Genomic DNA, 22,507 nt, shown 5'->3' on the forward strand with positions numbered 1-22,507 from the left:
CCGATAGGAAATGTACGTAATTAGCGCCACTCCTTCAAAGCTCACGCAGGAATCCACAATGTCTCTGTTCGTCCGCCGCAGGATCCTTCTCTCCAGCGTCGCGCCCATCGCCCTGATCGGCGGCGCGGTCACGCTCGCTTGCCTTGGCGCCGGCGCGGCGAACGCCCAAAGCGCGCCCACGGACGCCGCCGCCCCTGCGCCCGCAGCGGCGCCCGCCTCGGGACAGGTCGAGGAGGTGACCATCACCGCCCGCGACCGCGCCGAAAAGGCCCAGGACGTGCCGCTGCCGATTTCCGCGATCGGCAAGGCGACCGCCGAGCGCGAGCATTTCGAGGGCTGGAAGGACGTGGTCCAGAAGGTGCCGAGCTTCACGCCGGCCGTCGCCAACCCGCGCACCGGCGCCAACGGCCTGCGCGGCATCACCGGCATCGCCGGCGGCACCGACGGCTCCGAGGGCGGCGTCGGCGTGATCGTGGACAATGTGTTCTACACCCACATCGGCTTTTCCTGGCTAACCACCTACGACATCGATTCCATCCAGGTGGCGCGCGGGCCGCAGGGCACGCTGCTCGGCAAGAACACCACCATCGGCGCCATCATCATCAACACCAAGGAGCCGAGCTTCGAGCCGCAGACCACCACGGAAACCACCGTCGGCAGCCGGCGGCTGGTCGAGGAAAAGTTCTCCAATACCGGAACGCTCATTCCCGACACGCTCGCCTACCGCATTTCGGGTTTCGGCACGAAACAGGACGGCTTCATCAAGAACCTCTACGCGCCGGCGGGGGACCCCGATGGACAGAACGTCAACCGCTGGGGTGGTCGCGGACAATTGCTCGGGACGTTCGGCGACATCACCGATCGCGTGATCGTCGAACACGACGCCAGCCACGAGAACAACAACGGGACCGGAACTTTCGACGACGGCTGGAACCGGAATTTTGACGGATCGGCGCGCAAGATCGCCGTGGTCACCGGCGCCGGCGCCGCCGTCTATAACACGCCTCAGGGCGCGCTCTCCGCCCTGTTCCCGCAATATGCGTCACGCATCGCCGCCAACCCGTGGGCGGCGGCGTATACCGACATCGGCAGCCTCAAGACGCGCACCGACGGCGTGTCCAACGAACTCAACTGGCATATTGGCGATTACACGCTGACGTCCGTTTCCGCGTGGCGCAGGTTCGACTTCCAGCCGCACAACTGGACTGGCAACTTCGGCATCAAGCAATATTCCGACCTCAGCGTCGGCTATGACGTCAATGTCAACCAATATTCCCAGGAATTGCGCATCGCCTCGCCGACCGGCGAACAATTCGAGTGGACCGGCGGCCTCTACTTCCTGCGCGAACTGGTCAATTCCAGGAACATCACGGGATTGGGCCCCGACGCCGTCACCATGACGACCGCCAACAACACCAATGTCGGGATCTACAATTCCAGCATTCTCGATGGCGTGTCGGCCTTTCGCTTCGGCCGCACCGGCGTGACGACCTTCGCCCAGTTCGCGCAAGGCACCTACCATTACGACGACAAGGCGGCGCTCACCCTCGGAATTCGCAATTCCTGGGAAGACCGCACCGCCTCCGACACCGGTTATTATTACGGCGGCGCCGCGCTTCCCGCCAATTTGCAGAACGTGCGCACTGATTATGTGATCGCGAACACCGGCGGGACCAATTTCAACATCAACGGCGAACAGAAGACGGATTCGATCTCGTTCCTGATCAACCCGTCCTACAAGGTGACCGAGAATTTCAACGCCTATTTCAACTTCGCGCGCGGCGTGAAATCCGGCGCCGCCAACACCGACGCCGTCCCCGTCTACACGGGCAACACCCCGGCGGCCTGGGCCGCCAACCAACTGCCGACCGTCATCGGCTATCAGGACGCAATCACCAAGCCGGAAGTCGCCTATGACTTCGAACTGGGCTTCAAGTCGAGCTGGCTCGACAACCGGCTGCAGGTCAACGCCAATGTCTATGACAATGAAATCTACGATTTCCAGGCCAAGCTGGTGAATTATTTCTCTTACAACACCAATGGCCAGACCGTATACGTCCCGAACAATTATCTCGGCAACGTGCCGCGCGTCCGTCTCGCGGGCTTCGAAACCGACGGCCGCTATTCGCCGATCGACGATCTCTGGATCACCTGGTCGGGGGCGTATAACGGCGCCTGGTACGTCAAATTCCCGAACTCCGCATTGCCCGCCGATTATCAGGCCTCCGCGGTCCACCCGACCACCATCGACCTGTCCGGCGGGCGCGTTCCGAATGTCACGCCGTTCACCTTCTCCCTCGGCGCCACCTACGAATATGCGGCCGGCGCGTTCATCGGCGAGAACTGGAGAGGCTATGTCTATGGCAACCAGTTCTTCAAGAGCACGACGCAATTCTCCCTCGGCGCCGGCAGCACGGCTTATGTGCTGAAGCAGCCGTCCTATTCGACCTTCAATGCGGGCTTCGGCTTCAAGACGAGCAACGAAAACATCGACGTCGGCATCTGGGCCAAAAACCTGTTCAACCGCCGGGCCGCCCAGAGCATGGCGCTCTCGACCAATCTCGCGCTCGGCACGCTCTACTGGAACGATCCGCTCACGGTGGGCGTGACCCTTCGCACCAAATTCTGACCCTTGTTCCGAGCAACTTCACCGGCGCCGTTTCGCTGCGGCGCCGGTTTTTTTGCGTCATCGCGCCGCATCGTTCGGGAAAAGCTTGACCTTTTTTTCTGCTGTTCCATAATTTTACTTAACTAAGGAGTCTCCCGTGAACGCCAAACATGTCGAAGGGCCGCCCGTCACCGAGCACGACCTGACCCAGGTGATCGCCGCGCGGCTGAACGCCCGCCTGAAACATGAAAAAAACGCGCTGGGACACCTCGCGAATTTCGCCGGCGTCGATCCCGAGCTTTTGTCCGCCATCGTGGGCGGGCGGCGCGCGCCCAGCATCGACGTGCTCTGGCAGATCGCCAATGCGCTCGACGTGCCGTTCGGCAGCCTGATCGCCACGCCGCGGCGCGGCGGCGCCTCGGTGATCCGCAAGAGCGACGCCAACGTGCTGTCGTCGAGCGATGGCGCCTTCAAGTCGCGGGCGCTGATGGCGTTCGGCGACAAGCCGCGCGTCGAGATCTACGAACTGACCGTCGCCGCCGGCCACATCGAGTCATCCCAGGCCCATGCGCCCGGCACGTCCGAAAACATCCTGGTGGTGCGGGGCACGCTGGAGATCGTCGCCGGCCGCGAGCCGGCCTATCTGCTGAACGCGGGCGACGCCATCCATTTCGACGCGGATGTGCCCCACTCTTATCGCGCGCTCGGCGATGACGACGCGCTGGCGCATCTGCTGATGTCGTACGACGACATCCGCGACTGAAAAAAATGGCCGGCGCGAAACGCGCCGGCCTGTTCAGGGCGCGCCGCTTATCGCGGCGACGGCGCGGACGGCGCCGGGGCCTCCGAAACCAGCGCCACTTTGGTGAAGCCGGAGGCGTTGATCTTGCCCATGGCCTCGATCACCTTGCCATAAGTCACGTTCTTGTCGCCGCGCACGTGGATGCGGCGCTCCTTGTCGTTCTCGGTCGCGGCGTTCAGCTCGTCGAAGAGGGACTCCGACGTCACCGCCTTCTGGTCGATGAAGAAATTGCCCTCGGCGTCGATGCTGACCGCGATCGGCGGCTTCTGTTCGTTGAGCTGCTTGGCGGCGACCTTGGGCAGATCGACCGGAACGCCCACCGCCATCAGCGGCGCCGCCACCATGAACACGATCAGCAGCACCAACATGACGTCGACCAGCGGCGTCACGTTCATGTCCGCCATCGGCGCGACCTCGGAATCGTTCTGATTACGCAACGCGAAGGCCATTGCGCTCTCCCTTCTTGGACAGATGACGCGACAGCTCGATGTCGAACACGCCAATGAAGCTCGCCAGCTTCTTGCCGTAATTGGCGATGTCCGTGCCGATCCGATTGTAGAAGATCACCGCCGGGATCGCCGCCACCAGGCCGAGCGCCGTGGCGAACAGCGCCTCGGCGATGCCGGGCGCGACCACCGCGAGGCTGGTGTTGTTCGACGCGGCAATGCCCTGGAACGAATTCATGATGCCCCAGACCGTGCCGAACAGCCCGACGAACGGGGACACCGCGCCGATGGTCGCAAGACTGCCGAGACGCGCCTGAAGATGGCCGAGCGCGGCGGCGCTGGCGAGGCTGGCGGCGCGATGCACCCGCTCCTGCGCGGCGTCGCGCTGTCCCTCGGTGTCGAGCAGGTCGCGCGAACGCAAGAATTCCTGCGAGGCCGCGCTATAGATCTGAACCAGCGGATCGCTGGTCGGAACCGTCGAAAATTCCGGCGCCAGCGCGCCAAGCGGCAGTTCCTCGCCCTGCAGGCTCGCGATCAGTTTCTTCGCCCGCGCGTTGAGGATTTTCAGGCGGATTTCCTTGTCGAGGATCACCGCCCAGCCGAACGCCGAGGCGATGACGAGCAAAACCATGACTGCCTTGACGATGCTGTCGGCCTGGAGAAACAGGTCGACGGGCGACAGGGCGTGCGCCACGGCGGGCGCGGCTGTGGAAACGTCTGACATTTCAGCTTTCTTTCGTTTGGGGTTGGGGTCAGTTGTAACGGAAGTTGATGGCGCCCGAGAGCGCGGCGGGGCGGCCGGGCGCCTCGACATGGCCGCAGCGGGCGCCGGCCCGTTGCGCGGCGGCGTCGAAGGCGGGATTGCCCGAGGACGACCAGCTGAAGGACACCGAACCGCTGGCGCTAATCAGGGCGCGATAGCCGACATGGCCGGAGCGCGGCTTTTGCGATTCCGGATAGAGGCTGGCGCCGGCGCGGGCGAGGCAGCCGTGCAACTGGTTGGCGATCACCGAGGCCGAAGCGCCGGCGGGAACCGGCTGCGCCGGCGCCGCCTCCTCGCGCCGGGGGGCGACCCGCGCCGCCGGCTGAGGTTTGCGTTCGACCTTGGCGACCGGCTTATGTTCCACCTTGGGCGCGGGTTTGGGCTTGGGTTTGGGCAGCTCGACCTTTTTGGGCGGGGCGACCGGCGCGACCGGCGGCGCGACGGCTTCCGGCGGCGGCGGCGGGGGCTCCGGCTCCGGGGGCTTGACCTCCTCGGGCGGGGGCGGCGGCTCCTCGGGCGGCGGCTCGGCCGGCGCCAGCACAAGCTCCAGCGGCTGTTCCTGCGGCGCTTCCACGGGGCTGGCCTTGTAGGTCAGGCCGGCGGCCACGATCAGCGCGTAAAGCGCGACGGCGGCGATCTCGGCCAGATAGTGCTGGCGCGCGGGTTGGATCTGCAACAGGCATTGGGCGCCGGGCAAGGGCGTCTGGGAATCGGCGGCGTCGTCGACGCTGGGGTGCGGCGCGAGAGCTGCGGTCATTGCGGGACTTTCAGGCTTCGAGGATCATTAATTAAAATATATAATTGATAGGATTACATGGCAATTGTTTTCGGACATGGCCGCTCCAGTTTGTCGCGGCCCGCGCAAAAGGACTCGACGATGCTGATGCGACGCGCCGTGCGTTACGGCAGCAGCCGCAACAAATCGGCGAAACGCCTGTCGGCGGCGTTGAGGCGCGCGGCTTCGCGCGCTTCGGCGCGGGCGTCCGCCAGCCGGTGCTGCCTGACGAACCAAAGCGCCAGCGCGTAATGCGCGTCAGCGTCTTCCGGCGCGGCGGCGAGAGCCTTTCGCAGCAGCCCTTCAGCCTCAGAGTCCCGACCCGTTGCGCGCAGGAGGTCGGCGAGGTTGAGCCAGCCGGAGGCGAATTTGTCATCCAGGCTCACGGCGCGGCGGAATGCGTTTTCCGCCTCCGCCGCATCGCCGCGCTCCGCTGCCAGCGCGCCGAGATTGAGATGACTTTCGGGGCGGTCGGCGGCGAGCGTTTCCGCCGCGCGCCATTCGTCGAGCGCCGGGGTTTGCGCATTGGGCGTCAGCCGCGCCGCCTCGATGCGCAGGGCGCGCAAGGGATCGTCGCGCAAGGCGCCGACAAGTTTTTCTCGCAAGCTTTCGTCATAGGGCGCGAGGCCGCGCAGCGCGCCCAGGCGCAGCAGCGGGGAGGGCGAGCGCAGCGCGGCGACGAGGCTTTGCAGCGCCGCGGCGCCGGGTTGCACGGCGAAAGCGGCGAGGCGCGACGCCTCGGCTATGTCGGAACCCGCCCGTTCGTCCTGTCGCCGCGCGCCCCAGCCGCGCAGCCGCGCGTCCGCCCAAGCGGCATCCTTGTCGGCGTGGCAGGCCGCGCAGGCGTCGGGCGCGCCGAGTTTCGCGCTGGCGGCCGGGCGCGGGATGCGCAGGGAATGGTCGTGGCGGACATGGATCTGCATATAGGTCCGCTGCGGCATATGGCAGGCGACGCACTGCGTTCCCGGCCCCGACGCATGATGGTGATGCTGCGGCCCGTCAAACACGCTTTGCGCATGGCACTGGCCGCATAGAGCGTTGCCTTGCGCGCGCAGCGCGGCGCCATGCGGTTCGTGGCAATCGGCGCAGGTCACGCCGGCGGCGTGCATGCGGCTCTGCTGGAACGAGCCCCATTCGAACACCTCGTCCTTGATCTGGCCGTCGGGAAAATACAGGCCGGGATCGAGCAGGGCCGGCGAAAAGCCGTCGAGAAAAGCCGCGCCCGGTTTCGCCTGCGCGATCGGGCGCCGGCGCGCATGGCAGGGCGCGCAAATCTCCTCCGACGGATTCTTTCGCGCCTCGCCCTGCCAATGCCGGATGCCGCGCGCGTCAAAATCGTTCCAGAAGCCGTCGGCCTGTTTCACCGCCAGCAAGCCGTCATCGCCGCCGCGCGCGCCAGCTTTCGCCCAGGCGACATGGCGCGCGCCCGGACCATGGCAAGCCTCGCAGGCGACGTTTTGCTCGCGCCAGCGCGTGTCGTAACTGTCCGTGTCAAAACGGTAAGTCTTGGCGACGCCGGTGGAGTGGCACTCGGCGCACATGAAATTCCAATTGGCGTTGCGCCCGGTCCAGTGCAGGGGATCGCCGGGCTGGATTTTCTCGCCGGGATAAAGGCTGAACCATTTTTGGCCGCCCTCGCTTTTCGCGCGCGAATCCCAGGCGACGGGAAAGGCTTGCAGCCGCCCGCCGGAAACTTCCAGAAGATATTGCTGCAGCGGCGCGACGCCGAATGTCGCGGCGACCCTGAAATCCGCCGCCTTGCCGTCCGCCCCCTCGGCGCGCACGAAAAAATCCGCGCCGCGCCGGAAGAACCGCGGGTCGGCGCCGGAGAAATCCCCCAGCACATTGGCGGCGCTCGGCGGCGCCATGCTTTTCGCATGGTGCGAGCCGGCCCAGGCTTTCGCCTGCGCCTCATGGCAGCCGGCGCAGACCTGCGCGCCGACATAATCGTTCTCGGGCGCGGCGCTTGGCGCGCGGCCGAAAACGAGGCACAGAGCGGCGACAAGGGCGCAGCCCGCCGCCAGACGAAGGAGCCGGTTCATGCGCGGCGCCCGCCCTGTTTTCTTTGAGGGCGTCTCATTTCAGATCCAGCTCGACCTTCTCGATCTTGCCGGTGAAGGCGAAGGGCGTCTGGTAATCGGGCGAGACCGGCGAACCCAAGTCCTTGCCAATATCCAGCGTTTCCGTGCCGATGGCGTTGAAGCCGCCGAACGCGGACAGATGTTCGCTCGCCACCTCCTCGCCATTGACGGAGAGCCGCGCCTGCCCCGGCCGCGCCTTGGCGATCAGCGCCGCCGAAATCAGCCCCTTGGCGGTTTCCTTCAGCGAGAAATCGACGTCGAACGTATAGACCACGGTCGACTTGCCCTTGGGCAGCGGCGCGCCGACGACGCGCTCCAGCGTCTGGCCGAACAGGTTGCTGACGTAGATCAGCCTGCCGTCCTTGACATAGAGCGAGAAGCCGCCGTGGCGGCCGCCATCGGCGATAATGACGCCTTCGGCCTTGCCGTCGCTATTGTCGATGATCGCCGTGATGCGATGGCTGCGCGCGCCAATGTCCGGCAGCGCCTGCGCCGGCAGACGATCCACGCCGTCATAGAAGACGAAATGCGTCTTGCCCACGGAAGCCAGCGGCAGCTTGTCCTTTTCCGGGATCGGAACCAGCGGATAGACTCCGTTGCGCCGCGCCTCCTTGTCGAATTCGGCCTTCAGTTCGGCCAGCTTTTCCGGGTTCTTTTCGGCGAGGTCATGCGCCTGCGAAAAATCCTCCTCGACGTGGTAAAGCTCCCATTTGTCGTTCTCGAACCCGCCGCGGAACACTTTTGTAATGTCCGTGAACATCTCCCACGGCCGGTAACGCCGCGCGCCCGCGACCCAGCCGTCCTTGTAGATCGCGCGATTGCCGAAAATTTCGAAATATTGCTCGGTGTGGGCGCTCTTGATCTGCGGGTCGGTGAAACTCGGCAGCAGGCTCTTGCCTTCGAGCGGCGTTTGCGCGACGCCCTCGACCTTGTCAGGAAACGCGACCCCGGCGGCGGCGTAAATGGTCGGGGCGATGTCGTTGACATGGCCGAACTGGCTGCGGATCGCCTGGCTTTGCGCGACATGGCCCGGCCAGGACACCACCAGCGGATTGCGCGTGCCGCCAAAATGCGAGGCGATCTGCTTCATCCACTGGAACGGCGTGGTGGTCGCCCAGGACCAGCCGGCGGCGTAATGGTTGTCGTAGAGCGGGCTGCCGAGATCGGACAGGTGCTGCAACTGGAAGGCGACGTCGGTGTTGGCGCCCTGGAACACGCCGAGATTGGCGTCGGAGCCGTTCAGCCCACCCTCGGCGCTGCCGCCATTGTCGCCGACGATATAGAGCACCAGCGTGTCCTTGGCGCGGCCCTCCTCGTCCAGCGTTTTCAGCAGGCGGCCGACTTCGTGGTCGGTGTGCGAGAGGAAGGCCGAATAGACCTCCATCTGATGGGCGTAGAGTTTTTTCTGGTCAGGCGACAGCGAGTCCCACGCCGGCAGGCCCTCGGGGCGCGGCGTGAGTTCGGCGTTGGCGGGAATGACGCCGAGCGCCTTCTGCCGCGCGAAATTCTCCTCGCGCAGTTTGTCCCAGCCCTGGTCGAACTGGCCCTTGTATTTGTCGATCCATTCCTGCGGAACGTGATGCGGCGCATGGGTGGCGCCGGTGGCGAGATAGAGGAAAAACGGCTTTTCCGGCGCCACGGATTCGTGATTGTGCAGCCATTTCACGGCGTCATCGACGATGTCGCTGGTGAAATGATAACCCTGCGCCGGCGTCTTCGTCGGCTCGACCGCCACCGTGTTGCGATAGAGCTGCGGCTCCCACTGGCTGGTTTCGCCGGCCATGAAGCCATAGAAATATTCGAAGCCGAGGCCGGTCGGCCAATGGTCGAACGGGCCGGCGGGCGAGATTTCCCAGACCGGCGTGTTGTGCCACTTGCCGAAGGCGACGGTGGAATAGCCGTTGAGCCTCAGCACCTGCGCGATCGACGCGGTTTCCTTTTTCCAGATCAAATTATAGGCGGGATAGCCGGCGGGGACGAGATTGCCAAAGCCGGTCTGGTGATGGTTGCGGCCCGTGAGCAGCGCGGCGCGGGTCGGCGAGCAGATCGCGGTGGTGTGGAACTGGTTGTAGCGCACGCCCTGCGACGCGAGCTTGTCGAGTTCCGGCGTCGCCGCCGCGCCGCCAAAGGTGGAGCTGGCGGCAAAGCCGACGTCGTCGAGCAGGATCAGGATGACATTGGGCGCGCCCTTGGGCGCCTTGACGGCGTCGGGAAAGGCCGGCGTCGATTTCTCGCGCGTATCCGCCGCCACGCCCGCGAACGGCGCCTCGGGCTTGGGCAGGTCTTCCGCAAAGGCATGCGGCAGGGGCAGCGCCAGACTCAGGGCGAGGGCGTGGAGGAGTCGCATCACAAATTCCCTATTAAATCTAGTTTTTAACTAGTATTTTGTGACGCCAAGCTTGTCAACGCCCCCCGAGGCGTCAAACCAGGTAATATCTCGGCTGCCGCTCCGCCCCCTCGCGGGCGCCAAGGGCGTCGCGCGTCGCCAGCGCATAGGCGCGGCGCACCGCCTTGATCGTCGCCGAGGAATCCTGCGCCTCCTCGGGAAAGATCAGGTCCGGCGAATGGCGGCCGATGATTCCGAACCCCTCCAGCGCCGCATGAATATCCGGCCGCAGCCCGGCCAGCAGAACGGTCGGGCCTTGCGCGCGGGCGTCCGCGAGAAAACGGTCGAGCGCCTCCAGCGCCACGGCGTCGGGATTGCGCACCCGCTTCAGACGCAACACGAGATAGCCGACGCCCTGCGCGCGCGCCGCCGCCGCCGCCTGGTCGAGATATTGCGTCAAGACCGGCGCGGCGGCGAAGAACAGTTCGCCTTCGAGATCGTGAATAGCGACCGCGCGCGCCGGCGGATCGGAGGGGATTCGCGCCCGCAACACCCGCTCGCGCGACACCACGAGTTCCTGAATTTTCAATTGCGCGGCCCTCGGCAGGTAGAGCGCCGCCGACAGCGTCGCCCCGACGAAAATGGCGATCTCGACGCCCAGCGTCAGCGCCGCCGCCGCCGTGACGAAAGCCAGAAACGCATCGTAGCGCGAGGACGACAGCGTGGCGCGGATGCGCGCGACGTCGATCAGCCGCGCCGCGGCGACGATCAGCAGGCCGGCGAGCGCGGGTTTGGGAATCGCGGCGGCCCATGATCCCAGCCCCGCCGCCGCCAGGGCGACGGCCCCCGCGCAAACCAGCCCCGACAATCGCGTCACGGCGCCCGCCTGAACATTGATCGCCGTGCGCGACAACGAGCCCGAACCCGGCATGCACCGGAAGAAGGCGCCGGCCAGATTGCCGAGCCCCTCGGCGAGGATTTGCCTGTTGCAATCGAGCGTCTCGCCGGATTTGCGCGCGATCGCCCTGGCGATTGTCAGCGCTTCGAGACTGCCGAGCAGGCCGAGCGTGAGCGCCGAAGGCGCGAGTTCGCCGAGCCAGGACAGCTGGACTTCCGGAACATGAAGCGCGGGCAAGGACGCGGGAATGGCGTCGATCAGGGCGACGAGCGGCTTGGCGTTCTCCTGCGCCCGCGACCAGCCCAGCAGGAAGGCCGCGAGCGAAACGGCCAATAAGCTGAACAGCATGTCGATTTGCGGCAGCCGGAAGCGTTTGACAAAGGCCCGGCTCGCCACGGCCAACAGAATCGCCCCGAGGCTCAGCGCGAGGGCGCGCGGGTTCACGGCGGCGTCCTGCGTCAGCGTGAGCCAGAGCCGCGCCAGCACGGGCTGGTGCGCGGCGCCTTGCGCCTTCACGCCCAGCGCGTTGGCGAGTTGGCCCGCCATGGTCAGGAGCGCGGCGCCGGTGATGAAGCCGGTCACGACCGAATCCGAAATGAAGCGCATCCAGTCGCCCAGCCGGCAGGCGGCGATCACGATCTGGACGGCGCCGATCATCGCCGCCAGCATGAACATGGCTTCGTAGGATTCGAGCCGCGCCTCCGGGTCGATGAACGCCAGCGCCGAAAACACCGCCAGCGCCGCCGCGCCGGTCGGCCCGTTGACGAGCGCGCGCGATGAGCCGAACAGGCCGGCGACGGCGGCGAAGACGATGGCGGTGTAAAGGCCGAACCGGGGATCGACGCCCGCCGCCAGCGCATAGGCCATGCTCTGCGGCAGCGAGATCGCCGCCACCGTCAGGCCGGCGATCAGATCGGCGCGCAACGACGAAAAATTCAATCCGAAGCGAGGCGAGAACGGGCGCAGATCGGTCATGGTCACTCGCCGCGCGGCTTGGGTTGATAGATCGTGTCGATGACGCCGTTCTCGCCGAAAAATTTCTGCTGCGCCTCGAACCAGTCGGGCGCGAGCGCGGTGATCGCCAAAAGGTTCATCGGCCGCAGCCGTTCGGCGTGGCGTTGCAGGATTTCGGCGTTGGCCGGGCGATAGCCGCGCCGAGCGAAAATCTCCTGCGCCGCGTCGCCGAACAGGAACTGGAGATAGGCGCGGGCCAATTTTTCGGAGCCGTGGCGGGCCACATTGGCGTCCACCCAGGCCACGCTCGCCTCGGCGCGCAAGGAGATCGGCGGATAGACCACCTCGACCGCGCCGCCGGACTCGTCCGCCTCGCGCAAGGCCTCGCTCTCCCAGGCGATCTGGACATCGCCCTTGTTCTCGACGGCGAAGGCGACCCCGGCCTCGCGCGCCGCCGCCGGCAGGAACGGGGCGTGCGCGAACAGGTCCTTCACAAACGCCTTGGCGCGTTTCTCGTCGCCGCCGCGCGCCGTCACAGAGCCGAAGGCCGCCAGCGCCGCCATCCGGCCATTGCCCGAGGTTTTCGGATCCGGCGTGATGATCTCGACGCCGTCGCGCAAAAGGTCCGGCCAGTCGGAAATCCCGCGCGGGTTGCCCTTGCGCACGACGAACACCACGGTCGAGCAATAGGGGCTCGCCGCATGGGGCAGGCGCTCGCGCCAATCGTCGCCGATCAGGCCGCGCCGATGCAGCCCTTCCACATCCGACGGCAGGCCGAGCGTGACGACATCCGCGTCCTGCGCGCCGGAAGCGACCTGCCGCGCCTGAAACGCGCCGCCCGCATGGGACTGGACGATCTCGACCTCGCCGCCCGCTTGCTGGCGGTAGTCGGCGGCGAAGGCCGCGTTGATATCGCGGTAAAGCTCGCGGGTGGGATCGTAGGAGACGTTGACGAGGCGCGGCCCGGCGTGGCCGGGCCAGTTCCAGCCGGCGATGACGGCGAAGGCCGCGAGGCAGGCGAACAGTCCGAGGGCGGGCAGGGGCGGCGGGCGCATGAAGAAAATATCCAAAGCGGAAGCCGGCGCGCGAAAAGGAAAAGCCACGCGCCGGCGGCCGCGCTCAGTTGATGAGACGCTTGTCGAAGCCGGCCTTGCGCGCCGCGATCTGGGCCGCGCGCTCCTCCGGCGTCACGCGCGCCGCGTCGGCCGGCAGGATCTGCGGCAATTCCGCGACCTTCACCAGCTTCCACCGCCGCACGATCTTGTCGATATCCGCCTTGCCGAAATCCTCGAAGCGCACGGCGGCGACCCCGTCGTTCAGCCCGTTGGTGTCGAGCCAATTGCGATAGCCGGGGTCGCGCGGCGCGATGACAAAGGTGAAGGTTCCATCCTGGTTCTTGACGGCCTGCCGGTTCGAGAGGCTGCTGATATGGTCCCAGTAGGGGATCGAGCGGCCCCAGGGGTCGGTGAGCTGAACGCCGAGATAAGCGGCGGTTTGCGGATCGAGCGTCGCCACCAGGGCTTCGTCGTCCTTGATGCTGAACCGCGACACGCCAGCGATGGCGCCCTCAATGCCATGATCGCCGGTGCGCACCGCGAGCTTGATCTCGTTGACTGGCGTTTTGGCGACGAGATCGAGGATCTTGCTGTTGACCTCGGCATAGGCCTTGATCGTGGTCGCGGCGTCGAGCCTGGCCTGATCCAGGCCGGCGCGGGACGGTTCGCCGCCGACAAGTTCGATCGTCAGCCGGTTCGGACTCTGCCGGTCCCAATCGGCCAGCGTGTCGCGGATCAGCAGGGAGGATGCGTCCGGGGGCAGGGTCAGATGATTGCGGCGCCCTTCGGACGGCGAGGCATCCACGGTGATCGCGAAATTGCCATCGGCGTCGATATCGATATCGCGGGCGCTCAGCGAGCCGAGCACGCGGCTGACGAAATTCTGGTGGACTTCGAACAGGAAATCCCCGTTGGACGGCTGCGCCGCCCGCTGGCCCCGGATCACGTAGCGCAACGCGGGCGAGACCGAAACCGCCCGGTAGATGCGGTCCGGCGTGTCGATCCCGAACCGTCCGCCCGGCGCGGAATCCTCGCCCGCGACATAGGGGGGCGTGAGCGTCCAGAAAATACTGGGGCCGAACTGGTCGCGCTCCACGGCGGCGCGCGCGGCCGAGAAGACGAGATCGTCCACGGCGCCTTCCAGCTGTTCCTTTCCGTCCTTCAGAGACGCAGGGGGCAGGGCGGACCAGGATTTCAGCACGGAGTCCCGCGCCGCCCGGATCGCCGGATCGCTCAGGAGGGAGGTCGCGGCCAGATCGATCTGCTTCTGGGTCGCGGTGACGAGGGTGGGCGCGGTCGCGGTGGACTTGGTCCCAGCCTGGACGGCCGCAGCGAGCGCAAGCGCCGAAACGGCGATGACCACGGCGATGGGTCGGAAACGCATCAGTCTTCTCCTGGTTGTCGGGCGGCCGAAGGCGCGGCGCCGGTTTCAGGCGCCGCGGTCTTGGGGGGCGTCTGATTACTTGCCGGCCTGGGTCGATCCGGCCGCGCCGGGGGCGGCGTCGTTAAGGTCGATGGTCACGGTCTGGATCTTGCCGGTGAAGGCGTTGGGAACGGCATAGGCGGGGCTGACCGCCGTGCCGAGGTCGGAGCCGACATCCAGCGTTTCGTGATAATCCGCGAACAGGTTCTCGACATGCGCCTCGCCGACGAGGGCGCCGTTCACGCGCAGGCGCGCGGTTCCCGGTTGCGCCGCCCGCCCCCGCCGCCACGCGGCGGCCGTGGCGTCGGACTCGGCGGGATCAGCGACGAAGTCCACGATGACGGTCGCCTTTCCGGCCGGAAGCGGCGCGGAGGCGGCGATGTGGCCGGTGATGTTGTTGTGGGCGTTGAGGTCATAGACAACGCGCCCCTTGTCATCGAGATAGAGCGTGTAGCCGCCGAGCTTGCCGCCTTCGGCGATGATCACGCCCTTGGCGCCGCCGGCGGGGATTTCGACCTCGGCGGTGATGGTGTGGGAGTGCGAGGCCGTGCGCGGCCCGCGCAGGGCGCCGATGCGGTTGACGCCTTCGCGGAAGACGAAATGCTTCGGACTCTGGTCGTCCTTAACGGAATACAGATCGGGGAGGGGCGCCAGCGGGTAGATGTTGGTGCGCTTGGCCTCCTTGTCGAACAGTTCGACCAGCTCCTTGAGTTTTTCCGGGTTTTCCTTGGCGAGATCCTTCGATTGGCTGTAGTCCGCGTCGAGATTATAGAGTTCCCACGGATGCGCCTCGCCGACCGGCGTCCCCTGCCATTTTTCGGTGAAGGTGGCCCACGGCGGCAGGTTCCGCGCGCCGGCCCACCAGCCATCCTTGTAGATGGCGCGGTTGCCAACCATTTCGAACACCTGAACCGTGTGGCGGCTTTTCGCCTTGGCGTCCGTAAAACTGTCGACGAAACTCTGGCCTTCGAGCGGCAATTGCTTCACGCCGTCGACCTCGTCGGGGAAGGTTATCCCCGTCGCCTCGTAGATGGTGGGCGCGATGTCGGTGACGTGATGGAAGCCGCCGCGCACCGCGCCCTTGTCGCCGATCTTCGCCGGCCAGGACACGATCAGCGGATCGGTGGCGCCGCCGAGATGCGAGGCCACCTGCTTGGTCCACTGGAACGGCGCGTCGAACCCCCAGGCCCAGGCGGCGGAATAATGATTGTAGAAGGCGTCGCTGCCGAGTTCGTTGGCGCGCGCGAGCCGGGTTTCCAGCGGCGCCGGCTTGCCGTCGGAGGAGCGGGCGCCGATGCCCTCGAGCGCGCCCTCGGCGCTCGCGCCATTGTCGCCGACGATGTAGAGCACGAGCGTGTTGTCGGCCTGGCCTTCTTCACGGATGGCGTCGAGCACGCGGCCGACTTCGTGGTCGGTATGGGCGAGGAAGGCGGCGTAGACCTCGGCCTGATGCGCCAGCAGTTTTTTCTGGTCGGCGGAGAGCGAATCCCAGGCCGGCAATTCCTCGGGGCGCGGCGTCAGCACGGCGTCGGCGGGGATGGCGCCGAGCGCCTTTTCCTTGGCAAAAGTCTCCTCGCGCAGCTTGTCCCAGCCCTGGTCGAACTTGCCCTTGTACTTGTCGATCCATTCCTGCGCGACATGGTGCGGCGCGTGGGTCGCGCCGGTGGCGAAATACAGGAAGAACGGTTTGTCGCGAGCGCCGGCGTCGTGGCGGTGCAGCCAGGTGATCGCGTCATTGGCGAGGTCGGTGGTCAGGTGGTAGCCTTCGCTCGGCGCGCGCGCCGGTTCGACCGGCGACGTTCCGCGCCACAGCCGCGGCTCCCACTGGCTGTCCTCGCCGCCCTGGAAGCCATAGAAATATTCGAAGCCCAGGCTGGTCGGCCAATGGTCGAACGGGCCGGTCGGGCTGATTTCCCTGACCGGCGTGTTGTGCCACTTGCCGAAGGCGGCGGTGGAATAGCCGTTGCGGCGCAGCACTTCGGCGAGCGGGACGGCGGTTTTCGGCCACAGGGCGTTATAGCCGGGATAGCCGCTGGCGATTTCGGCGACGGTGCCAAAGCCGACCTGATGATCGTTGCGGCCCGACAGCAGCGCCGCGCGGGTCGGCGAGCACAGCGCGTTGACATGGAACTGGTTGTAGCGGAGGCCGCCATTGGCGAGCTTTTCCAGCGCGGGAGTCGCGACCGGGCCGCCGACGGCCGAGGTCGCGCCGAAGCCGACGTCGTCGAGCAGGATCAACACGACATTGGGGGCGTTTTTCGGCGCGGCGGGCGGCTTGGGCAGATCGGGTCTCGATTTGGCGCGATCGGGGTCGATCACTCCCGCGAACGGCGCCTCGGGTTTGGGAAGCGCCTCCGCCCAGGCTGCGCCGGAAAGCGCGGCGAGCAGCGCGGAACCGGCGACCGTGCGAAGAAATCTGGAACGCGCCATGATCGTGACCTCCTGAAACAGCCGCGCGCCCGGGAATTGGCGGTCGTCGGCCGAACCGTACGATGCAGGAGGCTAAAATTGATTAATACTATAGTCAATATAGATTTATATGAATTGGGAGGATTTGGCCCGGCTTCGCCGCCTCGCGCCAGCGAACACGCCGTCAGGCGTCCGGCCAGGCGAACCGGCGCCGGGCGTCGAGCGCATGTGAACGACCGAGCCTGCGCGGCGCCCCCAGACGGACATCCGCGCGCGCATTTGCGCGTATGTTGGAAATTCAGTCCGAGGCCTTGTGACGAAGCCGCGCCCGGACGCCCCCCGATGTCAGCGGCTTCCGCGCTGGGCGCGAAACACCACGGGCAGCGAAAACGTCAGGCCGACGTCGGCGATCTCCGGCGGGGGCGGCGGAACGGGGTCGGCGCGCTTCAGCATGGCCAGCGCCGCCGCCTCGAAGGCGGCGTCCTGGCCCGGCGCGCCGGGTTCGGACATTTGCAGCCGTCCCATCCGGTCGATGCGGAAGCGCACCTTGACGGTGGCGCCGCGCCCGGCGCCTTCCGCCGGATAGCGCTTGGCGCGGTCAAGATGGGCGGCGAGCTGCTTCTGCCAGGTCAGCACGGCGCGGCGCGCCTTTTCGCCGACGCCGAGATCCGGCGCGCGCGACCGGGGCGACTCCTTGGCGGCTTCTGACGAAGGCGCCGCCGCGGCCTCGGCCTCGACCGCCGCCTGCGTCGCCACTGTATTCTGCTTCGCCTCCTCCGGCTTTTTCTCGTCGGGTCTTTCCACCGGCTTGGGCGCCGCCTGCTGCTCGGCGTCCTCGGCGTCGGTCATTTGCGCTTCGGGCAGCGCCTTGTCGTCCGTTTTCATCTTCTGTTCGGGCGTTTCGAGCGCGGCGCGCGACTCCTCGGCCTCCTGTCCCGGCGGCAGGAAGGAGGGGTCGTTGTGAGGCGCTTCGAAATCAAGGCCGATCTCGATCGCGGCGGCGCCGACCGCGTCGTCGAGTTCGGTCTCCCGCTCCATCAGCGCGAAAGCCGCCGCGCCCCCGTGCAGGGCCAGAGCGGCGCAACCGGCGATCAGCCAATGCGGCGCGACGCGGCGCGACGCCGCCTCGCGCCAGGGTGGGGCGAGCTCGGGAAGCGCAAGCTCGGTCATGGCTGCCCTCCCGCCGGCGCGCCTTCCAACGCCACCAATGCGATCTTGGTGAAACCAGCGCCCTTGATCAGATCGAGCACGGCCATCAGCTCGCCATAAGGCGCGCTCTTGTCGGCGCGCAAATAAATGCGGCGCTCCTTGCTGTCGGAGTCCTCGCTCAGCCGCCGCGCGAGGTCCGACCGCTTCACCGGCGTCTCCCCGACGAACAGCTCCAGATCGCCCTTCAAACTGACGTAAACCGGCTTTTCCGGCTTCTTCTGCGGCGCCGCATTGGCGCTGGGCAGGTCGATCGGCAGATCGACCGTCGAAAGCGGCGCCGCCACCATGAAGATGATCAGCAGAACCAGAATGACGTCGATGAACGGCGTGACATTGATGTCATGCGTTTCGGCGAAATCGTCGTCTTCAGAATTGGGCAGGGCTGCGGCCATGTCACTCTCCCGCCAGCCGGACGTTGGGCGGGTTTTTCACGCCATAGGGAAAGTAAGCGCGGTCGAGGTCGCGCGACAGCAGCCGCGCCGTCACCCCGGACGCGCGCTGCACGCTCTCCAGATAGGTTTTCGCCGCGCGCGAGGCTGCGTTGTAGAACACCACGGCGGGAATGGCGGCGACAAGGCCGATGGCCGTGGCGAGCAGAGCTTCGGCGATGCCGGGCGCGACCACGGCGAGATTCGTGGTCTGCGCCTTGGAAATGCCGATGAAGGAATTCATGATGCCCCAGACGGTGCCGAGCAGGCCGACGAAGGGGGCGATGGCGCCGACGGTGGCCAGCACCCCGGTCCCGCGCCGCGCCTGCGCCGCCTCGTCCTTGGCGATTTCGGCGAAGTGCGAGGCGGCGCGCTCCTGCAAATCCTTCACGGCCTCCCCGGAAAAGTTCCATTCGCGCGCCGCCGCCTGTATCAGCCGCGCGACCACGCCGAGATCATCCCCGAGTTCCATGCGGGCTTCGTTGAGGCTGCGCGCCGAAGCCACCCGCTCCAGCGCGCCCTCCACGGCGCGACGCGCTCGGCGGAGTTCGTAGCTCTTGGCGAGAAACACCGTCCAGGTGACGAGGGAGGCGAGCGCCAGCGTCGTCATCACCGCCTTGACGAAAAGGTCGGCGTTCAGAAACATCGACCAGGGCGAGAGATCATGCATGACGGCTCCTAAACTTCCGCATGGGCGCGAATGAGATTGTGATAGACATGACTGAGCCGCACGGTCTCAATCGCGTCGATGCCGAGTTTCGCGGTGACGCCCTGGATCGCCTGATCGAGATCGAAGATCAGGGCGCGGGCCTGCGGATCGTGGATCATGCTCTGAATCCAGAAGAACGAGGACACCCGCGCGCCGCGCGTGACCGGCGCCACCAGATGCAGGCTGTAGGCGGGATAGAGCACCATATGGCCGGCGGGCAGCTTGACCTGCTGCGCGCCATACGCCGTTTCGACCGTCAATTCGCCGCCGTCGTAATCCTCCGGCTCCGTCAGGAACAAGGTGGCCGACAGATCGGTGCGGATGCGCAGGCCGGTGAGCTTGTCGCCGCGAATGGAATTGTCGACATGCAGGCCGAAGGTCGCGCCGGGTCCGTAGCGGTTGAACAAGGGCGGAAAAATGTGCTGCGGCACGGCGGCCGAGATGAACAGCGGGTTCGCGGTGATCTTCTGGATGATGCGGGCGCCGAGCGCCCGCGCCAGTTCGCCATCCACCGGCAATTGCTCGTTGGCCTTGACCACGGCCGATTGCGCGCCGGCCGTTTTCTTGCCGTCCTCCCAGGCCGCGGCGTCCATGAGGCCGCGGAATTCCGCGACCTCCTTCTTGCTGAGAACGTCGGGGATGCAGATCAGCATTTTAAAACTTCGCCGTCAGGGTGACATAGGCGGCGCGTCCCGGCGCGACCATCACGAAAGGCGACAGGCTGCGGTAGAAAGCGTCGTAGTAGAGCTTGTTGAAGATGTTGTTCACGGCCACTTTCATCGTGACGTTCCTGGCGAGGTTGGCCTCGACAAAGCCGTCGAACCGCCAATGGTCGGGCAGGACCGTGCCAGCGTTGGCCGCGAGCGTGCCGCCGTAGATCTTCGACATGTACGTCGCCTGTCCGCCAACCTCCCAGGTCGGGTCGATCCGGTACTTGGTCAGCAGGTTGAAGCTTTCGTGCGCGATATTGGCGAGCTGCAGGCCGACATTGGTCGCGTACATCGTCGTATTGGCCGGAGCCGTGTGCGATTCCGTCACCTTGGAGCGCATCAGCACCAGACCGGCGTTGACGCTCCAGTCTTCGGTGATGTTGCCGCCCAGGCCGAGATCGACGCCTTCGATGTAATAGGCGGCGCCCGCCGTGGTGGTCGCGCCGACGTCGCGGGCGTTCTTCTTCTCGGTGCGGAACAGGGCGGCGGTGGCGAGCAGCTTGCGGTCGAACAGTTCGGCCTTCACGCCGGTCTCGTAGCCGAGATTGCGCTCCGGCCCGAAAATTTGCGTCGTGGTCGGCGACAGGCCGCCATAGGCGTAGCTGGTGGAGTCGAGTTCGGCGCCATAGGGATTGGAGGAGGTGGCGTAGGCGCCATAGAGGCTCAGGATCGGCAGCGGCTTCACCACCACGCCGGCGTTGGAGTTGAACATCAGCGCGTCGGCCTTGCTATGCGCCGACGAATTGCCTGACGTGATCGTGTAATTGTCCATGCGGACGCCGCCGTTGACGATGATGAAATCGTTCCAATTGGCGGTGTCGAGCAGATAGGCGCTCTGCGTGGCGACATGGATTCCGGTCGAGGCCGGGTTCACCGTCGGCGTCGGGAAGGCGATGTTGGTGTATTGCGGATCGGTCAGGCTCTGCGTGACGGTGGAGCTGGTGGAGCCGCCGCCGAACGCTTCCGAGACCAGATTGGCGTAGCTGTGGACCTTGACGAATTCATGCGAGAATTCGCCGCCCGCCACCGCCGTATGTTTCACCTCGCCGGTGCGGAACGTCAGCTTGGCCTCGACCTGATCGGCGAGCACGTCCGTCACCTGATAGCGGCTTTGCGGATTGGCGCTCACCGTCCAGTTGGAGATCGACGGCCCCGTGGCGGTGACGCGCTGCGGCAGCGAGCCGACATAGGCCAGCAGCGATTCCTCGGCGCGCAGTTTATTGCTGAACGTGAGCAAGTCGTTGACGCGGTATTCGCCGTTGAGCGTGGCGATATTCTGCTGCGCCTCCTGAAAATCGCGGTTGGCGAAGCCGTAGAACGTGTCGCGCTTCACGCCCAGTTCGGTGACCGGCGCGCCGGTCACGGCGTTGGAGGCGCGATACCAGGGCACGCCGAAATCAGGGATGCCGTGCAGCTTGGTGTAGATGTAATTGGCGCTGAGGGTGAGCGAATCCAGCGGCGTCCATTTCACCGCAAAGAACGCGCCCTCGCGGTCGTCAGTCGTCACGTTGCGGCCCGCGACGCTCGCGCCCTGCAACAGGCCGCCGGCGCGCACCGACAGGGTCGGCGTGATCACCTGATTGATGTCGAAGGTGATGCGGCGGGTGCGATCAGTCCCCATCGTGCCTTCTATGTTCTGGAAGTTCTGATCAGTCGCCTGTTTCGGCACGATATTGATGGCGCCGCCCGCCGTGCCGCGCCCGGCGTAGGACGAGCCGGGGCCGCGCATGATCTCGACCTGTTCGGTGAAGAAGTTTTCGCGGATGCTGACGCCGGGATCGCGCACGCCGTCGATGAAAATGTCGTTGCGCACATCGAAGCCGCGCACGAAAAAGCGGTCGCCAAAGGCGTTGCCGCCCTCGCCGGTGCCGAGCGTGACGCCGGCGGTGGTGCGGGCCACATCCTTCAGCGAGGTCGTTCCCTTGTCTTCCAGCACCTCCTTGGACAGCACCGTGATGGTCTTGGGCGTGTTGGCGATGCTTTCGGGGAATTTCGACGCGTTGGCGACGTGGTTGACCTTGTAGGGCGCGCCGGGCTCGGCATAGGGATTGGCGTCGGGCGCCTGCTGCGCATTGGGCTGCGCGGGCGCGGCGACGGGCGCGGGTTGCGGCGAGGCGGCCGGCCGCGCCGCCGGTTGGGGCGCGCGGGCGATCTGGCGCAGGCTGGCGCGGGCGCGCTGATGCGACGGCGTGGGTTTGGGCGCGGCGGCGCGATGGCGCTGGGTCGGCGCATCCACGGTGAGCGCCGGCAGCGCCGACTCCTGGGCTTCCGCCTTGCCGGAAGCGGCGACGCCGGCGAGGCAGGCGGCGGCCAGCTTCGCGCCGGGCGAGACGGCGGAGCCGCGCAGCGACAATGGCCGCCGAATGGAAGAATGGGTCGCTTCAGTGGTCACGTCGTACATCCCTGGTTTGTTGTTTATTCGGCGCTTGGCGCCTTCATCAGCGCAAACATTTCATCGGCCATGCGCAGCGCATGTTCGCGCGCGCCGCCGTCGTCCGGCAGGCCGTCGATGCGAACGCCGCGAATGACGGCGCGCATTTCGTCGCGGTAGTCGCTCAGAAATCCGAGCGGGTCGCGGCTGTCGTTGGCGACGCGCGCGATCAGGCCGGTCAGCAGGATCTGGAAGGCCATCATGCGGCCGTTCAGTTCATCCATGCCCACCCTCGCAGCAAAAGTTCCCCGTTTCCGCGCGGCGGGCCGCCGCGCGAATTGCAGATGTCATGATCAAGGTTTCCGAGAGGCGGCAAAGCCGCGGTTCCGATGCTGACAGACTGCCAAGCTCAACGCCATGCCGCAAAGCAAACCGTGCTTTTTAGAAATTTTCTAAAATAGACAAGGCTCGGAACAGGCGCGGTCGGACGTCCTCCGCATCGGCCCGCCCTTGCATGGCCCCGGAGAACTGACTAGAGGA

The 22,507-nt window shown here is 66.2% G+C and carries 17 protein-coding genes; 2 read left to right on the forward strand and 15 right to left on the reverse strand.

The window, feature by feature from the left end; translation table 11 throughout:
* Positions 1 to 58: 58 nt before the first annotated feature.
* Together CFB24_RS01170 and CFB24_RS01175 are read left to right on the forward strand one after the other, a co-directional pair.
* On the forward strand, positions 59 to 2,629 hold the full coding sequence (locus CFB24_RS01170; protein WP_158255199.1) for a TonB-dependent receptor: 2,571 nt from the start codon (positions 59 to 61) through the stop codon (positions 2,627 to 2,629).
* 136 nt (positions 2,630 to 2,765) lie between these two features.
* Positions 2,766 to 3,371, forward strand: coding sequence for a helix-turn-helix domain-containing protein (locus tag CFB24_RS01175; protein ID WP_088518737.1), 606 nt, complete (start codon positions 2,766 to 2,768; stop codon positions 3,369 to 3,371).
* Between the two features lie 47 nt (positions 3,372 to 3,418).
* On the opposite strand, the gene tolR is transcribed toward CFB24_RS01175, so the two are convergent.
* The 15 genes from tolR to CFB24_RS01250 all read right to left on the reverse strand — a co-directional run bounded on the left by tolR (position 3,419) and on the right by CFB24_RS01250 (position 22,251).
* Positions 3,419 to 3,859 carry a protein TolR gene (gene tolR / locus CFB24_RS01180; protein WP_088518738.1) on the reverse strand — a complete coding sequence of 147 codons (441 nt, stop codon included), beginning with the start codon at positions 3,857 to 3,859 and terminating at the stop codon, positions 3,419 to 3,421.
* Complete coding sequence (locus CFB24_RS01185) at positions 3,840 to 4,580, reverse strand: MotA/TolQ/ExbB proton channel family protein (RefSeq protein ID WP_088518739.1); 741 nt, start codon at positions 4,578 to 4,580, stop codon at positions 3,840 to 3,842. The genes tolR and CFB24_RS01185 overlap by 20 nt, the downstream gene beginning before the upstream one ends.
* Before the next feature lie 28 nt (positions 4,581 to 4,608).
* Complete coding sequence (locus CFB24_RS22945; RefSeq protein ID WP_088518740.1) at positions 4,609 to 5,376, reverse strand: energy transducer TonB; 768 nt, start codon at positions 5,374 to 5,376, stop codon at positions 4,609 to 4,611.
* A gap of 143 nt (positions 5,377 to 5,519) precedes the next feature.
* Positions 5,520 to 7,436 (reverse strand): multiheme c-type cytochrome, encoded by a 1,917-nt coding sequence (locus CFB24_RS01195; protein ID WP_088518741.1) that lies wholly within the window; start codon positions 7,434 to 7,436, stop codon positions 5,520 to 5,522.
* Positions 7,437 to 7,470: 34 nt separating this feature from the next.
* A complete protein-coding gene (locus tag CFB24_RS01200) occupies positions 7,471 to 9,822 on the reverse strand; it encodes an arylsulfatase (RefSeq protein ID WP_088518742.1) in 2,352 nt (783 codons plus the stop codon).
* Between the two features lie 73 nt (positions 9,823 to 9,895).
* Positions 9,896 to 11,674, reverse strand: coding sequence for a SulP family inorganic anion transporter (locus CFB24_RS01205; protein ID WP_088518743.1), 1,779 nt, complete (start codon positions 11,672 to 11,674; stop codon positions 9,896 to 9,898).
* A 2-nt stretch (positions 11,675 to 11,676) separates the two neighbouring features.
* The gene (locus CFB24_RS01210; protein WP_088519471.1) at positions 11,677 to 12,708 is read right to left on the reverse strand and encodes a sulfate ABC transporter substrate-binding protein; all 1,032 of its coding nucleotides are present in this window, start codon (positions 12,706 to 12,708) and stop codon (positions 11,677 to 11,679) included.
* A gap of 64 nt (positions 12,709 to 12,772) precedes the next feature.
* Entirely contained in the window at positions 12,773 to 14,092 is a 1,320-nt protein-coding gene (locus tag CFB24_RS01215) for a DUF1214 domain-containing protein (protein ID WP_088518744.1), read from the reverse strand.
* A 75-nt stretch (positions 14,093 to 14,167) separates the two neighbouring features.
* Complete coding sequence (locus tag CFB24_RS01220; protein ID WP_088518745.1) at positions 14,168 to 16,561, reverse strand: arylsulfatase; 2,394 nt, start codon at positions 16,559 to 16,561, stop codon at positions 14,168 to 14,170.
* Between the two features lie 324 nt (positions 16,562 to 16,885).
* A complete protein-coding gene (locus CFB24_RS01225) occupies positions 16,886 to 17,710 on the reverse strand; it encodes a TonB family protein (protein WP_088518746.1) in 825 nt (274 codons plus the stop codon).
* Positions 17,707 to 18,141 (reverse strand): TonB system transport protein ExbD, encoded by a 435-nt coding sequence (gene exbD, locus CFB24_RS01230; protein ID WP_088518747.1) that lies wholly within the window; start codon positions 18,139 to 18,141, stop codon positions 17,707 to 17,709. Before exbD ends, CFB24_RS01225 begins: the two co-directional genes overlap by 4 nt.
* 1 nt (position 18,142) lies before the next feature.
* Positions 18,143 to 18,847 (reverse strand): tonB-system energizer ExbB, encoded by a 705-nt coding sequence (exbB, locus tag CFB24_RS01235; RefSeq protein WP_088518748.1) that lies wholly within the window; start codon positions 18,845 to 18,847, stop codon positions 18,143 to 18,145.
* 8 nt (positions 18,848 to 18,855) lie between these two features.
* Positions 18,856 to 19,539: a Fe2+-dependent dioxygenase gene (locus tag CFB24_RS01240; protein ID WP_088518749.1), complete on the reverse strand. Its 684-nt coding sequence runs from the start codon at positions 19,537 to 19,539 to the stop codon at positions 18,856 to 18,858.
* A 1-nt stretch (position 19,540) separates the two neighbouring features.
* Positions 19,541 to 21,988: a TonB-dependent receptor gene (locus CFB24_RS01245; protein WP_244593287.1), complete on the reverse strand. Its 2,448-nt coding sequence runs from the start codon at positions 21,986 to 21,988 to the stop codon at positions 19,541 to 19,543.
* Positions 21,989 to 22,011: 23 nt separating this feature from the next.
* Positions 22,012 to 22,251 carry a hypothetical protein gene (locus tag CFB24_RS01250; RefSeq protein ID WP_088518751.1) on the reverse strand — a complete coding sequence of 80 codons (240 nt, stop codon included), beginning with the start codon at positions 22,249 to 22,251 and terminating at the stop codon, positions 22,012 to 22,014.
* Positions 22,252 to 22,507 lie beyond the last annotated feature (256 nt).

Origin of the sequence: Rhodoblastus acidophilus (assembly GCF_900187365.1) — a bacterium.
Classification (GTDB): Bacteria; Pseudomonadota; Alphaproteobacteria; order Rhizobiales; family Beijerinckiaceae; genus Rhodoblastus; species Rhodoblastus acidophilus.